The following is a 15,420-nucleotide window of genomic DNA, read 5'->3' as shown; positions in this document are numbered from 1 at the left end:
TAAATAATCAGACAAACTCAGGGAAGTCTTCTTTCACCACCAGAACATCTTCCATAATCAGATACTGAAGGTCCGAGCCAAAGAACATATTCAACGCATCAGTTGGTGTGCAAACAACAGGTTCACCACGACGATTCAGCGAGGTGTTCAACACCACGCCATTGCCGGTCAGCTTCTCCATCTCTTCCATCAGCGCGTAGTAACGATCATTCAAACCCGGCTCAAGAGCCTGCGCTCGGGATGTACCATCCTCATGAACGACTTCTGGAACACGCGTCTTCCACTCATCCTTAACCTCAAAAGTGAAAGTCATGAAAGGAGCCGGATGATCGACCTTGAACATTTCTTTGGCAGTGCGTGAGAGCATGCTTGGACAGAATGGACGCCAGCGTTCACGGAACTTGATCTGTTCATTGATACGATCAGCAATTCCTGGATGGTTCGGGCAGCCAACAATGCTTCGTCCACCCAAGGCCCGAGGACCAAACTCCATGCGTCCCTGGAACCAGGCGACAGGATTACCTTCATGAAGGACCCTGGCGATATTCTGGGGAACATCGGAAATGGTTTTGAACTTGGGCTTGTCCGGGTGCTGCTCACAGGCTTCAACCACCTGCTCATTGGTAAAGGAAGGGCCAAGATAGACATGGCGCATAGGCTCAACTTCCTGGCCGCGCATATTGGCGACATAGGAAGCTGCACCAATTGCGGTACCGGAGTCTCCAGAGGCTGGCTGAACAAAGAGCTCTTTGACCTCCGGGCGGGCAATAATTTTTTGGTTGAGCTTAACGTTCAGGGCGCCGCCGCCAGCGAAGGCAATCTTCCCGGTTTCTTTGATGATATCGCCAAGGTAGTGATCCATCAGACCAAGAGTGACTTCTTCAAAGATCGCCTGAATAGATGCCGCGTAATGAATATAAGGATCATCGGCGACATCACCTTTGCGGCGAGGTCCGAGCCACTTCACCAGTTCCGGTGTGAAGAAGAAGCCTTTCTTGCCTTCTTTGTAACGACGCAAACCGATGACGTTGGCCAGCTTGGTATTAATCTGAAAGTCTTTACCATCAAATTCGATCAAACGGCTGAGGTCGTATTTACTGGCATCGCCATAAGGCGCCATACCCATAACCTTGTATTCGCCATCGAGCATATCGAAGCCGAGATACTCGGTGATAGCACCATACAGTCCGCCTAAAGAATCCGGATCGTAAAACTCTTTGATCTTGTGAATCTTGCCGTTCTCGCCATAACCGAAGAACGTGGTCGCATATTCGCCCTTACCATCAACGCCCATAATGGCGGTCTTCTCTTTGAAGCCACTCAGATGATAAGTGCTGGAAGCATGGGCGAGGTGATGTTCGACCGGCTCAAATTCAAACTGTCCCCACTCAAAGCCAAGGCTTTCGAGCATGGAACGAATATTTTTCACGTAACGACGATAACGGCGGTTACCGTTCAGGAGTGCATCAAGGGCACGATCCGGCGCATACCAGTAGCGTTTGGCATAGTGCCAGCGTGCCCCGGATGAAAGACTGATAGGTGCCATTGGCACAGCAACAATGTCGACATCCTTGGGTTTGATTCCCGCCTGCTCCAGCACGAACTTTGTGGACTCAAGAGGCATTTTTCCTTTCGCGTGCTTGTCGCGAATAATGCGTTCTTCCTCGATGGCAGCTACCAGCTTGCCATCGATATACAGAGCTGCAGAGGGGTCGTGACTGATCGCCCCAGACAAACCAAGAATGACCATTGAAACTTATTAATCCCGATCGTTTTTCAATTTATTAATGATTGGGCTAAACACTTCTGCCGCGAGCGGCAAGTCAGTCCAGTTCCGAGCGAATCGATTAATATCCTGCTGATTCGCGCGCTTGAATTTAGAAGGGTTTTTGTAGGATGTCATGGAGTCGAGGTCAATTAATGACGCTGAACCATCCTGAACCAGAAAGTTATTACCCTTCAGGTCACCATGATAAACCAGTGACCGTTGCAGTGTCGTCAGTATATTACCAATTTCATTAGCAACTGGATGATAGCCATCCGGCAGTGGCGACTGGGCAAACCAGTCATAGGCATTCGGTGCAGGCTGGTAACTGTTAATGATGTAGCTGCAGGTTGTCAGAGGGCCAAAACGCTTTTCAAGCATCGCATAAGGCTGTGGTGTGCGGACGCCAAGCATCTGTAACAGAAAGCCATTCAGCCAGCAGCCGCGCGCCCGGGACGCTCGCAGCATGCGCAGTGATTGATGCAGAAAACCTTTGGTGCTTTTAAAGCGCTTGATCAGAACCTTCTCACCGTTGCTAAGTTCAACAACAACCAGAGTGTTGGTACGGCCCTGCTTGATAACCTTGCCAGCCGCCATGGCTTGCTCAGGATCAGCCAGCACCTCCAGCAGAGCCGGTGTATCAAGACTTCTCTCGACTGAGAGGAAGTGAGTCCAGCTCTTCTCCACCCGGAATTGGGTGCAGTTTCTCAGGGCTTTCTGAACAAACCGTTCCCGCCATTTTCGTTGCTGTTGTACCAGCAGGGAGAAGCTTTCGAGGCTAGTGCCATCAGCCAGCTCCGGTGCGGCTTCACAATAAGCATTCCAGACGTTTTCAATAAAACGGTCATAACGGGGGAATAGAACCGCCTGAAACAGCGCCAGATTCTCCACGGCCTCTTTGGGTGGCAGGGCATTGTTTACAACTTCGGCGCCGCCACCATCAATCAGATAAATCTCATCGTCTTGCAGCAACAAATTATCGAGATGGATATCTTTCTGCTGCACACCAACGTTATGAAGTGCGCCGATAATCCCGCTGATTTTTTCCAGCCAGGTGCGACGTTCATCATCAGAAAGCTGACCAGACCAGAAAGTATCAAAACTGATAACGGGAGAGAGTTCCCGTGTTAAAACCAGATGGAAATGCTGGTTTGCACTGCTGCCAATCAGTTCAGGTGTTGGAACTTCTGCCCGAACAAAGCCTTCAATGCCACGCAGTTCTCGCTTCATATCCCGGTTAGCCATAGAGCCAAAAAAGCACTTGGCGATAACCACTTCGCCACCAAAACGGGCACGAAGAACCAGTCGCTTTCCGGGCAGAAAGCGCAAAACATCCAGACACTCCAGAGAGCCTTCTTCCGTTGCCAGCTGGAACGGTGTTTTAGGCGCTTCTGTCAGGGATTGCAGTGTGGCAGAGTCGAGGGTCGTCATAGTCACAGGATTCATTCCCGCCCCTCAAAAAAGCTAACGATACGGCGGATCATCTCTTTGTCACTGGCATCAAGCTGGTCTTTGCCCCGATACATTTTAAAGAAGCGCAGGCGCTGGGTTCTGGATAAATTATATTTGCCGAGCTTATCCAGGCAGGCAAGGTCCTTGATGATGCGATACTTCAGGAACGGACCAAACCAGCGTTGCCCGGTCGGGCAATCGATCAAGTAAACCTTTGGTTCGGTCAGGTTGTCATCAACCAGAATATTGCGCCACTTGAAGTCGTTATGGGCAAAACGGTAGTCATGCATTTTGCGGGCGTAGTCGGCAACCTGTGCCAGCACCGCTTTAATCCATTGAGGGTCTTTAAGACGAGCGTCCTTGTGATACGCAAGGCGTGCCAAATCTTCGGTGTTTTCCAGCGCTTCGGTAATCAGTGCACCGCGTCCGGCACGGGTCAGAATACGTTCTTCGCCGTAAGCCGCGAGTTTGGCGGCAGGAATACCCAGTTCGGCAAAGAGTTTCAGGTTATTCCATTCACCACGCAGGCGGCTTTGTCCCAGCCAGCTGCGCAAGCCTTTGGTGCCGTGGAAACGCTTCACATAAAAAGTGTTTCCATCCTGTTGAAAGCGAAACACGACACTTTCAGAGTCCTGGGTGACGGCACCTTCCGTCATTGGCAAGGCGAACACATTCTCCAGAGTGGCAAAGGTTTCACCGATGGCAGTTCCGCGCCAGGCTGGTTTTACCGTCCAGCGAATTCTTTTTATCAAGCTGAGCATTACTGGGCTCCCAACTTCCGCTGCATACGGTCGAGCAGCTTCTGAGCCTTTTCCTCCAGACCTTTCCAAAGCCAGTGGTAGTCTTTGAACGCCTGTCGAAGAGGCAGGCCGGTGTAAACGCGAATAAAGCGGTAGATGTCGTTACGGCTTAGTCCAAAGTTGGCTTCCAGCGCAGAGAAGTAGAGACCGGCAATGTCCTTGCGTACCCACCGCTCCGGAGTTTTGGCTCGAATCTGGGTGCGGTGCAGATCGATCAGGGAAACCTTGAAGTTATCCGGGTCAACATTTTCAACACCATCAGGGATCGCCAGCAGGAAATGACAGATATAGTAATCTCGGTGGTTTACGCCATTCTGGTGCAGTAAACGACTGACTTCTGCCAGTTTGGTAATCAGGTTCTTCTTCAGGCGGAAGGACGGAGGATGCCGCTGCCAGCGATGGCAGAAATCCTCAAGGCTGATGGTGTTGATCAGATCTTCCGTCACGATAAACGACTGTTGCTTGGCCGGGTTACTACCCTTGTTGCCATAGGCGACAGCTGTCATGGTATCCACGCCCAGTTGTTCGAGCTTCTTGATAGCCAGATATTCGTTCTCCGCCCCCAGAACTGGTTTGCGTAGGCGGATCAGGTTTTCAATGATTTCATACCAGCCCACACCCCGGTGGATTTTGACAAAGAAGCTTTTGTCATCCTGTTCAAAACGCAGGGTTTTACGGGCTTCCAGCTGACGGAATACTTCTCCATCCAGCTGCTCCACCTTTTCAAAGGGATCAGAACCCGCCCAGGCTTTCTGGAAGTCTTCCCGCAGGTACAGTTCAGGAGAAGTGCTGCTCAACGTGTTACTCCGGACTGTGTAAGGGATTCGGCGGTTTGCTCGATAATGGCGGCTGCCCGTTCCGGCATGCTGTAAATATCTGCGGTATCAGCAAACGACAGAGCATTAGCCTGCCACTGCTTCTGATTATTGGACGTCAGCATGGTTTCAAGACGACGATTCAGGTCTTCCTGGTGAAAAGGAGACGGTACCACATCGCCGGCCTGAGCATCAGTTATGTAATGGGCGTAGCCACACACTTCGGTACACAGAACCGGAAGACCTGCTACAAGCGCCTCCAGAAGAACGGTGCCTGTGTTTTCGTTGTAAGCCGGATGAATCAGCATATCGGCGCCAACCAGGAAACGGGGTATATCATCCCGACCGCTGAAGAATGTCACCTGACTGTTGATTCCGAGGCTTTGTGCCTGTGCCCGGAACAGGCGCGGATCATCCTGTCCCACAATAAACAGTTTGGTTTTGGCGCGTACAGCTAGAGACAGCCCTTTCAGTGCCTGCAGTGCACGGTCAACGCCCTTGGTTTTAAAACCGGAGCCAACCATCAGTACCAGATGCTCGTCGTCTTTGATGCCAAATTCGGTACGAAACTCTGCACGAATCTCATCAGCGTTTTCCGGGCGGCGACGGTCACGGGATATGCCTGGTGGCAGCAGGTGAAGGCGTTCTTCCTGTGTCTGGTAATACTTCTGGAACAACACCTTCTCATTGGCTGAGATTAGCAATGAAACTGTATGGTTGTTGGCGTTAAAAACAGCATCTTCGTTAAAGGAAAAGTGTCGGTAGCGTGGCGTGTACTTGTACCAGCTTTTCCGCAGATGGCGTGCCTTGTGTTCAAAGCAAGTATCTGCCGCATAGTAAACATCCAACCCCGGCATCTTATTAAAGCCAACGACGATATCGACAGGATTCGCTTCAATCTGTTGCTGAACCCAATGTTGAAAGCGGGTGTTACGCTTCGGGGCACTCATGGCGGATGGCTTGTGGGTGTGAATCTCAAAGCCTTCCGGACACTCACCATCCCAGCCCATGGTGTAAACAACAATGGTATGTCCCATATCCTGACAGGCTTTGGCTATACGCAGAAAGTCGCGCTGTAGCCCGCCAAAGGGGAAGTATTTATAGAGAATAAACGCAAACTTCATTCAACACTCTTTTCCTGTTCCGTGTTGTCAGCGACTGATTCAAGCGCCAGTGCATTCCAAACGATATCAGGTGTTATAGGTGCAAAAATAGCGGGAGTGATTCCTGGTGCACTGATGGTCGGGTCGCAGTCATCCAGTGTCAGGTGCTGCTGATTATCGCCATAAGCGCCAACGAGAACCGGACTGGTTGGGCCATACAATGAGACAGCTGGAACTTCCAATGCTGCAGTGAGATGTCCCAGTCCGGTATCGACCGCCACAACCTTGGTTGCGCCGGCCAGTACAGACGCAACCTCCCGCAGGTTGAGCTTAGGCAGAACCAGAACGCGGGAGTTCTCTGCAGCGATACGTTCTGCTCTCGCCTTCTCTTTGTCGTTACCCCAGGGCAGACAAACGACATAGCCAGCCTTGGTCGCTTTTTTTGCCAGTTCTATCCAATAGCTTTCCGGCCAGTGTTTATCGTCCCATGTCGTGCCATGAACAAACACAAGATAAGAGCACGGTGGCCGCAGGTTACGTGCATCGGCAAACAGTTCTGCTTCCAGTGCAAAGTGGCCTTTACCCGCCGGGAGTTCATACCCCAAGGCTTTGGCAAACAGTTGACGAACCCGTTCAACGGCATGCTGTCCTTTGGCAATAGCCTGAGGATGGGAATAAAAGCGAGCCGCCAGCGGTTCTCTGGCAGAGTCTTTATCCAGCCCGTAAACAGGTGCTTTCAGACCCTTAGTCAGGATGGCGCTTTTCAGCAAACCCTGAGCATCGATGACCAGATCGTAATCGCTTTGCTTTAAACGACTGCGAAACTCTGACCACTCCCCGCTGCGTAGAGTTTTGAAAATACTCTTGCGCCAGCGTCGTATGGCCACAGGAATAATATTGGTGACGTTTGGATGCCAGGACGGAATTTCTGAGAAGCTCTCTTCCACAATCCAGTCAAAGGTGATGCCTGGAATCGCTTTGGCGGCATCAGTGAGCGCTGGCAGAGTATGGATGACATCGCCCAGTGAGCTGGTTTTGACGATCAGCACCCGTGGTGCTTTATTCTGCCACTGGCTCATTCTTCAACATCCTTTTGTGACAGCTGCAGGCTGACATTTGAGCCGGTCAGCTCCTCCAGTGCATCCAGAGCCAACTGAGGTTCCAGCTGGTTCAGGCAGTTCAGGTGGCCCAGCGGACATTCCCGTTTAAAGCAGGGGCTGCAATCCAGACCTAAACGAAGAATGCGGTGATTGTCGTTCAGTGGTGGGGTAAAACCAGGCGATGTTGAGCCATAAACCACCACAAGGTTGCGACCTAGCGCTGCGGCTATATGCATCAGTCCAGAGTCGTTGCTGACCACGGCATCGGCGCAGGACAAGAGATCTATGGCTTCCGCCAGAGAGGTTTTGCCGGCAAGATTGTGTACTGAATCGGCATGCTCTGTAGAGAGTTGCCCGGCAATATCATCGTTACCCGGCCGATCTTTTTCTGAGCCAAACAGCCAGACCTGCCAGCCTTCAGCAAGTTTCTTCTCGGCAACAGCCGCATAGTGGCGTTCCGGCCAGCGCTTGGCAGGGCCAAACTCTGCACCCGGGCAGAGGGCCAGAATGGGTTTGCTGGCCGTCAGGTTAAACTTGTTACGTGCCGCGTCACGGTTCTCAGTGTCGGCAATCAGTGCCGGGCTTGGGAGCGGTGAAGGCAGCGCGCTGTTCTTCGGATGAGCCAAAGCGATAAACCGCTCGATCATCAGCGGATAGTGTTCTTTATTCAGTGAACGAATATCGTTGAGAAGGCCATAGCGCATCTCCCCCTTCCAGCCAGTGCGTTTGGGAATATCAGCCCAGAAGGGAACCAGAGCCGATTTCAGGGAGTTAGGCAGAACGATGGCCTGATCATAACCTTCGCTGATAAGGGACTTGCCGAGGGTGCGACGCATACCCAGTTCCAGCTTGCCATGGCCGAGGGGCATATCCAGCCCACGGCGAACCTCCGGCATTCTGGCAAGCAAGGGGGCGCTCCAGGCCGGTGCCAGCACATCAATGACAGCCTCCGGATCCTGCTTTTTGATTTCAATAAACAGGGTCTGGGCCATGACCATGTCCCCAACCCAAGATGGGCCGACAATCAGATACTTCACTTGGCTCCCTTAACTGTTTTTCGGGCTAAGCTACCCGCGGTTGTTTGGCCTATTATCTGTGTTTTTCAGACCAGATCAGAGTGTTGCTCAGGCCAAAACGAAAAAGAGGCGATTATTATACGCCTCTTTAATGAGCGACGTTCCCCCTGAAACAGGAAGAACGTGTGCTGAATGCCGAATTTTTATTAGTGAAACCCTTATTATTTCACCGGCGACAGCCACTCTGGCCACTGTTCCCGCTTGCCGGAAACCTGATCAAAGTACATGGACTGCATCTTGGCTGTCACTGGGCCACGCTTGCCGGAACCGATAATGCGACCATCGTGTTCGCGAATGGGCAGAACTTCTGCGGCGGTACCGGTAAAGAACGCTTCTTCGGCCACATATACCTCATCACGGGTGATGCGCTTCTCACGGACTTCAATACCCAGCTCGCTGGCGAAGCGGAAGATGGTGTCACGGGTGATACCTTCCAGACAGGAAGTCAGCTCCGGGGTATAGAGAATGCCATCGTCTTTCAGGATAAAGATATTCTCGCCGCTGCCTTCCGCTACATAACCTTCGTTATCCAGCAGCAAAGCTTCTTCGCAACCGCTATCCAGCGCTTCCCGCAGGGCCAGCATGGAGTTCATGTAGTTGCCGTTGGCCTTCGCCTTACACATGGTGATATTCACATGGTGGCGGGTGTAGGAGGAGGTGCGAATCTTGATGCCCTGCTCTTTGGCTTCTGGCGCCATGTAGGATGGCCACTCCCAGGCGGCTACCATGCAGTGAACTTTCAGGTTGTCTGCCCGCAGACCCATGCCTTCGGAACCGTAAAAGCACATGGGGCGCAGATAGGCGGAGGACAGATTGTTCTCACGAACGACCTGTTTCTGGGCTTCGTTAATCTGTTCTTTGGTAAAAGGAATTTTCATGCCCAGAATATGGGCACTGCGGAACAGACGATCAGTGTGTTCCTGCAGTCGGAAAATCTGGGCGCCATTGTCTGTTTCATATGCGCGCACGCCTTCAAAAACACCCATGCCGTAGTGGAGCGTGTGAGTCAGCACATGGGTCTGGGCTTCGCGCCAAGGAATCAGTTCGCCATCTAACCAGATAACACCATCACGATCGGCGAAAGACATAGCTTCTCCTGTCTATCTCTGTGTTTCTTCTTTTGCTGTTTTATTCGTTATCACATTCTTATCTCCGAGCGCTCTCTGTATCGGGTTCGATTCACAAGATCACTCGGCCTGTAAAGAAACAGGCTGGTTGGTTGATAGACCTGCCAGAGTGTGTTCGGGCAAAGATGTGTTATAGATGAAAAAACTATCAACAACCCAGCAGCTTATGGCTACTGCCCCCTATTATTGCACTACACAGAAAGATTGCACCATATTCCCTTGCCAGATCGTGATTCATTTTCAAGAGGCAGGTAATGGAACAGAATCTTTCAGTAACTGGTTCCAGATCGTTATAACCTTCGTTCTATGCTCATGCAGCTGATCACCGCTGACCGAGCTTCCTTTCTTCTGCATGGAATGACGATGCAGTGTTTGACGGTAGGTCTTATAAGCTTCCGTCAGGGTTGCAACATCCTCGATGGAAAGCAGCTTTTCAGTTTCCAGATCTTCCAGAATCCGAATGTTGTCAGTCCACCGGGTCAGAACAGGATGTTTATGTGACCAGGCCAGAACCGCATACTGAACAATAAACTCAATATCGACGATGCCGCCATGATCGTGTTTGATATGAAACTCATCTTGCTCTGTCCAAGCCGCAGGCAGTGTTCCACCTTTTGTTGACTTGGTTCCGAGATTGGTCGCCATTTTATGGCGCATCTCGCGAATATCTTTTTGCAGGCTGGTGTTATCTCGTTCAATGCTCAGAACCGTTTCACGAACCTGTTCAAAAGCCTTGATCAGTGCAGGGTCGCCACTGATGCACCGGGCACGCACCAGAGCCTGATGTTCCCAGGTCCATGCTTCGTTGTGCTGGTACTTCTCGAAGGCATTCAGTGATGACACCAGAAGGCCTGAATTGCCAGACGGCCGCAGTCGCATATCCACTTCATAGAGCTGACCGGAAATTGTATTGGTCGACAGCATATGAACAATGCGTTGGCCCAAACGGGTAAAGAACATCCCGTTATCAATGCTGCGTTCTCCATCCGTCATCTGGTTGGAGTTGCCATTATGAATAAAGACCAGATCCAGATCGGAGCCTGGGCCGAGTTCAATACCTCCAAGTTTGCCGTAGCCCACAATCAGGAAGCTAGGTTCACCGGTATCGTCTTTCCCCGGATGGCCATGGCGGCTGGTAAGCTGACGGCGGGAGATATCCAGAACGGAAGACAGAATGGTTTCTGCCGTCCAGGTCAGATAATCGCTCTCTTTCATCAATGGCATCTTGCCGGCAACCTGTGCGGCCGCCACCTTCAGAATGTGAGCCATGCGGAAGTAACGCAGAGACTCCATCTGCATTTCCAGATCATCTTCCGGGATATGAGCAAGCTGTTGTCTTAACTCATCTTCAAGCTCTGTCTTTTTCGGTGGAGCATAAAGATTATTGATGTTGAGGAATTCATCCAGCAGTGCCGGGTGTCGGGCAATCTGTTCTGTAATCCATGGGCTGAGTGAGCAGAGAGAAACCAGATGCTTAAGGGCCGCATGGTTCTCCATCAGTAACACCAGATAGGCCGTTCTGCGCAGAACTGATTCGACAATCGTGAGTAGTCGTATAAGAGCCTGATCCGGATTTTCGTCCTGCAGAACATTTTTGATCAACAACGGCATAAACTGATTGATGCGATCAGCACTTTGCCGGCGTACGGTCTTTAAAATTTTTCCGTCACGCAGATTAATAAGCTTTCTGTGAATCTCGGATGTTTGTTTGAAACCGAGTCGTTCCAGCAGTGATATTTCTTCCTCGGGCAATTCCATCTGCCGGCCCCAGAACGCTTGCCAGTCGGTATCGGAAGCGTCTTGCTCAGGGGCTTCATCATCGTCCTCCGAAACAATCGCATTGAAGTGGGTTTCCACTTTTTCACGATGAGAGTTGAGCTGCTCAAGAAATAGTTCCCAGCTCTCGAAACCCATAACCCAGGCCAGCCTTAGCTGTTCCTCTGGATTGTTGGGGAGGGTCTGGGTCTGCTTGTCCGACATTGCCTGCAAGGCGTGCTCGGTATTACGGAGAAAGGTATTGGCTTCTCTAAGCTCCTGACAGACAACAGCAGGCAAGTAGCCATTGGCTTCAAGATGACCAAGGTTACTTAACAGTGAGCGGTTCTGAAGCTGTTTGTCGCGGCCACCGTGGATTAACTGGAAGCTTTGGACAATAAACTCAATTTCACGAATGCCGCCGTGGCCCAGCTTGATATTGTTGTGCAGGCTTTTGCGAGCGACTTCCCGCTTGATCATCTGCTTCATATCTCGCAGTGCGGCGATCGCCCCGAAATCGATATAGCGGCGGTATACAAACGGGCGCAGAACCTCCATCAGCTGTTGGGCTGGTTGTGGTTCACCGGCAATCCAGCGGGCCTTGATCAGCGCGTATCGTTCCCAATCCCTTCCCTGATCCTGGTAATACTGTTCCATTGCCGTACTGCTGAGGACGAGTGCCCCGCTCTGCCCGTAGGGACGCAGACGCATATCAACACGGAAAACAAAGCCATCGGCGGTATTGCTGTCCAGTACCTTGATCAGCCGTTGCCCCAGGCGAATAAAGAACTCCTGATTGGTCAGTGTTCTTGGTGCACCCTGAGTTTCCCCTTTGTAGGGATAGCAAAAGATAAGATCGATATCGGACGACAGGTTAAGTTCATGGGCACCCAGCTTGCCCATTCCCAGCACAATCATTTTCTGGGGTGTTGGTTCATCACCCAGCTGCGCGCCATAGGGCGTTCCCATTTGCTGGCAGCAGTCGTCGTAGAGCCAGTCACACGACAGCTTTATACAGGCATCCGCCATGGCCGAGACGTCAGCTGTTGTCTCTGTCATTGGGGCCAGGCGATTGAGATCCCGAAAAATAATCCTCAGCTGATGCTTCTGCCGGAATTTGCGCAAGGCTGTCATTAGCTCTGCTTCTGTTGAGCAGATGCTGAGGGCCTGTGAGAGAGCCTGGGAAATCTCAGTGGTGAAGGCACGGAAGAGAATGCCTTCATCTATCAGCTCAAGAACAAGCTCCGGGCTTTTTCGGCAGATATCCCAAACGAAGTCGCTTCCCGTCCAGCAGGTCTGGAATTGCTGCTGGATCTCTGTCGTCCAGAGAGTCTGTGCCAGTTCCATACTGACAAGCAGCTCATTAAACGACTGAAGGCGTTGTTGCTGGAGAGAGCGGATAGGATCAGGAATCTTTGCTGCCATAACCTGAACGGCCCTTGTTTTTTGTTGGGTGGGAGACAGGATAAAGACAATTTTACAGAAAGACCCTGCTTAGTTCATACATAAAGGGAGGTGTTTAAATACTAAGTAGGCAGAAACGCTTCATCATGTTTGTTTATGTAACTTTGTGTAGCAAAACTACAGAGTTTGGGTGGGTGTACCTTGCAAAAAGCCATTATTATGTAGTGTAATTACATACAAAATTACAAGGATGTCCTCATATTGATTTGTTCTCTATTCGGCATCCCGCTAAATATCCTCAAACTATACTGATTTCGTTCGGTACCGGGGGCAAACTACATGCATCGTGACACTGATCCAGTCGAGACACAGGAATGGCTTGATGCGCTTGAAGCCGTTCTGGAAAATGAAGGTGAGGAGCGGGTTCATTATCTGTTGACTCGTCTTGCTCGTCGCGCAAGCCGTAAAGGTACACAGCTGCCTTACGCCATCACGACTCCTTACAGAAACACCATCCCTTCTGCCAAAGAAGCCAAAATGCCTGGCGACCTGTTTATGGAGCGTCGTATACGTTCCCTGGTGCGCTGGAATGCTCTGGCAATGGTGCAGCGTGCCAGCAAGCGTGGTGGGGATCTGGGTGGCCATATCTCGTCTTTCGCCTCCAGTGCGACGCTGTACGACATTGGCTACAACTATTTCTTCCATGGTCCTGACAGCGACCGTGACGGTGATCTGGTGTACTACCAGGGTCACGTAGCACCGGGTATTTATTCCCGTGCTTATCTGGAAGGTCGTATCACTGAAGATCAGATGGATAACTTCCGTTCTGAGGTCGATGGTAAAGGTCTTTCTTCCTACCCTCACCCATGGCTGATGCCTGACTTCTGGCAGTTCCCGACTGTATCCATGGGCCTTGGCCCACTGCAGGCGATCTATCAGGCTCACTTTATGAAGTACCTGATTAACCGCGGCATGATGCCAGAGCAGAATCGTAAGGTCTGGGCATTTCTGGGTGACGGTGAGATGGATGAGCCGGAATCCCTTGGCGCAATCTCTCTTGCCGGTCGTGAGCATCTGGACAACCTGGTCTTCGTCGTTAACTGTAACCTGCAGCGTCTTGATGGCCCGGTTCGCGGTAACGGCAAAATTATTCAGGAGCTGGAAGGCGTCTTCCGTGGTGCCGGCTGGAACGTGATCAAGGTCGTATGGGGCCGCCATTGGGATCAGCTGTTTGCCCAGGATAAAGACGGTGTCATGCAGCAGCTGATGGATGAAGCGGTTGATGGTGACTACCAGAACTGTAAGAACAAAGGTGGTGCCTGGACCCGTGAGCACTTCTTTGGTCGCTATCCGGAAACTAAAGAGATGGTGGCAAACCTCTCTGATGACGACATCTGGCGTCTGAACCGTGGTGGCCACGATCCTTACAAGGTTTACGCGGCTTATCATGAAGCGGTGAACACCAAAGGTCGTCCGACCGTTATTCTGGCCAAGACCGTAAAAGGCTACGGTACTGGTGCAACTGGCGAAGCGGCTAACGTCACCCACAGTATCAAGAAGCTGCCACTGGATGATCTTAAGCAGTTCCGTGATCGTTTTGATCTGCCGATCAAGGATGATGATCTGGAAAGCCTGCCTTACTTCAAGCCAGATGCTGACAGCCCGGAAATGGTTTACATGCGCAAGCATCGTGAAGGGTTGGGTGGCTTTATTCCACAGCGTCGCCGTAATACCGATGTTCAGCTGACTATTCCAGAGCTGTCTGCGTTTGATGCGGTGCTGAAAGGCAGTGGAGAGCGTGAAATTTCTACCACCATGGCCTTTAACCGGGTTCTGGGTGTGCTGGTGAAGGACAAGTCTCTGGGCAAGCACATTGTGCCGATTATCCCGGATGAAGCCCGTACCTTTGGTATGGAAGGCATGTTCCGCCAGCTGGGCATTTACTCAGCTCACGGCCAGAAGTACGAGCCGCAGGATTCCGATCAGCTGATGTTCTACAAAGAGTCCATCACTGGTCAGATTCTGGAAGAAGGTATTAACGAAGCGGGTGCTCATGCTGCCTGGATCGCTGCTGCGACCTCATACAGCAACAACAACATCCCAATGATTCCGTTCTACGCCTTCTATTCCATGTTCGGCTTCCAGCGTACGGGTGACCTTGCATGGGCTGCTGGTGATATTCAGGCTCGTGGCTTCATGATTGGCGCAACCTCCGGTCGAACCACTCTGAATGGTGAAGGTCTGCAGCATCAGGATGGTCACAGCCATATTCTGGCGAGCACTGTTCCGAACTGCATCAGCTATGACCCAACTTACGGTTATGAGCTGGCGGTTATTATTCAGGACGGTCTGCGTCGCATGTATGGCGAGCAGGAGAATGTTTACTACTACATCACCACCATGAACGAGAACTACGTTCAGCCTGCTATTCCGGAAGGTGATGATGTTGTGGAAGGTATCCTGAAAGGTCTATACCGCTTCAGTGAAGGTCAGAAGAACGAAGCACCACGTGTTCAGCTGATGGGTTGTGGCACTATTCTTGAAGAAGTACGTGCTGCGGCTGAGATTCTTCGCAATGACTTTGGTGTGGAATCCGATATCTGGAGTGCAACCAGCTTCAACGAACTGCGTCGTGATGGTCTGGAAGCGGCTCGCTGGAACATGATGAATCCGGAAGCTGCGCCTCGTCAGAGCTGGGTAGAACAGAAACTGACCGGTACCAAAGGTCCTGTGATTGTTGCTACTGACTATATGAAGCTCTACGCCGACCAGATTCGTGAGTTTGTTCCGAACACCTTCGTGGTACTGGGTACTGACGGTTATGGCCGCTCCGACACCCGCGTGAATCTGCGTAAGTTCTTTGAAGTTGACCGCAACTATGTTGCTTTCGCTGCCCTCACTGGCCTGGTCAAGGACGGAGAACTGGACAAGGCCGTATTGAAAGAAGCTGCTGAAAAACTGGGCATTGACCCAGAGAAAGCGTCTCCTCTGTACAGCTGATATCAAATGTTCGCCACCCGGCT

10 protein-coding genes are annotated in these 15,420 nt (G+C 51.4%); 1 reads left to right on the top strand and 9 read right to left on the bottom strand.

What is annotated here, in order from left to right; genetic code table 11:
- Window positions 1-7: 7 nt before the first annotated feature.
- The 9 genes from EHSB41UT_RS10120 to glnE form a co-directional block, all read right to left on the bottom strand.
- Complete coding sequence (locus EHSB41UT_RS10120) at window positions 8-1,750, bottom strand: carbamoyltransferase family protein (RefSeq protein WP_087109375.1); 1,743 nt, start codon at window positions 1,748-1,750, stop codon at window positions 8-10.
- A gap of 9 nt (window positions 1,751-1,759) precedes the next feature.
- On the bottom strand, window positions 1,760-3,211 hold the full coding sequence (locus tag EHSB41UT_RS10115) for a lipopolysaccharide kinase InaA family protein (protein ID WP_087109373.1): 1,452 nt from the start codon (window positions 3,209-3,211) through the stop codon (window positions 1,760-1,762).
- Window positions 3,208-3,978: a lipopolysaccharide kinase InaA family protein gene (locus EHSB41UT_RS10110; protein ID WP_087109371.1), complete on the bottom strand. Its 771-nt coding sequence runs from the start codon at window positions 3,976-3,978 to the stop codon at window positions 3,208-3,210. Before EHSB41UT_RS10110 ends, EHSB41UT_RS10115 begins: the two co-directional genes overlap by 4 nt.
- The gene (gene rfaP, locus EHSB41UT_RS10105; protein ID WP_207626615.1) at window positions 3,978-4,814 is read right to left on the bottom strand and encodes a lipopolysaccharide core heptose(I) kinase RfaP; all 837 of its coding nucleotides are present in this window, start codon (window positions 4,812-4,814) and stop codon (window positions 3,978-3,980) included. Before rfaP ends, EHSB41UT_RS10110 begins: the two co-directional genes overlap by 1 nt.
- A complete protein-coding gene (locus tag EHSB41UT_RS10100) occupies window positions 4,811-5,956 on the bottom strand; it encodes a glycosyltransferase family 4 protein (protein WP_087109369.1) in 1,146 nt (381 codons plus the stop codon). The genes rfaP and EHSB41UT_RS10100 overlap by 4 nt, the downstream gene beginning before the upstream one ends.
- The gene (waaC, locus tag EHSB41UT_RS10095; protein ID WP_087109367.1) at window positions 5,953-7,014 is read right to left on the bottom strand and encodes a lipopolysaccharide heptosyltransferase I; all 1,062 of its coding nucleotides are present in this window, start codon (window positions 7,012-7,014) and stop codon (window positions 5,953-5,955) included. Before waaC ends, EHSB41UT_RS10100 begins: the two co-directional genes overlap by 4 nt.
- A complete protein-coding gene (gene waaF / locus EHSB41UT_RS10090; RefSeq protein ID WP_087109365.1) occupies window positions 7,011-8,072 on the bottom strand; it encodes a lipopolysaccharide heptosyltransferase II in 1,062 nt (353 codons plus the stop codon). Before waaF ends, waaC begins: the two co-directional genes overlap by 4 nt.
- Before the next feature lie 200 nt (window positions 8,073-8,272).
- Window positions 8,273-9,199, bottom strand: coding sequence for a branched-chain amino acid transaminase (locus tag EHSB41UT_RS10085; protein ID WP_087109363.1), 927 nt, complete (start codon window positions 9,197-9,199; stop codon window positions 8,273-8,275).
- A gap of 279 nt (window positions 9,200-9,478) precedes the next feature.
- The gene (glnE, locus tag EHSB41UT_RS10080) at window positions 9,479-12,418 is read right to left on the bottom strand and encodes a bifunctional [glutamate--ammonia ligase]-adenylyl-L-tyrosine phosphorylase/[glutamate--ammonia-ligase] adenylyltransferase (RefSeq protein WP_087109361.1); all 2,940 of its coding nucleotides are present in this window, start codon (window positions 12,416-12,418) and stop codon (window positions 9,479-9,481) included.
- A 318-nt stretch (window positions 12,419-12,736) separates the two neighbouring features.
- On the opposite strand from glnE, the gene aceE reads away from it, so the two are divergent.
- The gene (aceE, locus tag EHSB41UT_RS10075; protein ID WP_087109359.1) at window positions 12,737-15,397 is read left to right on the top strand and encodes a pyruvate dehydrogenase (acetyl-transferring), homodimeric type; all 2,661 of its coding nucleotides are present in this window, start codon (window positions 12,737-12,739) and stop codon (window positions 15,395-15,397) included.
- Window positions 15,398-15,420: the final 23 nt, after the last annotated feature.

It is taken from the genome of Parendozoicomonas haliclonae, from assembly GCF_900174585.1.
GTDB lineage: Bacteria > Pseudomonadota > Gammaproteobacteria > Pseudomonadales > Endozoicomonadaceae > Sansalvadorimonas > Sansalvadorimonas haliclonae.
The sequence above is the reverse complement of the archived record's forward strand: the minus strand, read 5'-3'. Positions and strand labels throughout refer to the sequence as shown.

What these genes read in the sequence shown, in the direction of transcription:
- EHSB41UT_RS10115 (WP_087109373.1), bottom strand. Translation starts at nt 3,211, where the DNA reads ATGAATCCTGTGACTATGACGACCCTCGACTCTGCCACACTGCAATCC.
- glnE (WP_087109361.1), bottom strand. Translation starts at nt 12,418, where the DNA reads ATGGCAGCAAAGATTCCTGATCCTATCCGCTCTCTCCAGCAACAACGC.
- aceE (WP_087109359.1), top strand. Translation starts at nt 12,737, where the DNA reads ATGCATCGTGACACTGATCCAGTCGAGACACAGGAATGGCTTGATGCG.
- EHSB41UT_RS10100 (WP_087109369.1), bottom strand. Translation starts at nt 5,956, where the DNA reads ATGAAGTTTGCGTTTATTCTCTATAAATACTTCCCCTTTGGCGGGCTA.
- EHSB41UT_RS10120 (WP_087109375.1), bottom strand. Translation starts at nt 1,750, where the DNA reads ATGGTCATTCTTGGTTTGTCTGGGGCGATCAGTCACGACCCCTCTGCA.
- EHSB41UT_RS10085 (WP_087109363.1), bottom strand. Translation starts at nt 9,199, where the DNA reads ATGTCTTTCGCCGATCGTGATGGTGTTATCTGGTTAGATGGCGAACTG.
- waaC (WP_087109367.1), bottom strand. Translation starts at nt 7,014, where the DNA reads ATGAGCCAGTGGCAGAATAAAGCACCACGGGTGCTGATCGTCAAAACC.
- EHSB41UT_RS10110 (WP_087109371.1), bottom strand. Translation starts at nt 3,978, where the DNA reads ATGCTCAGCTTGATAAAAAGAATTCGCTGGACGGTAAAACCAGCCTGG.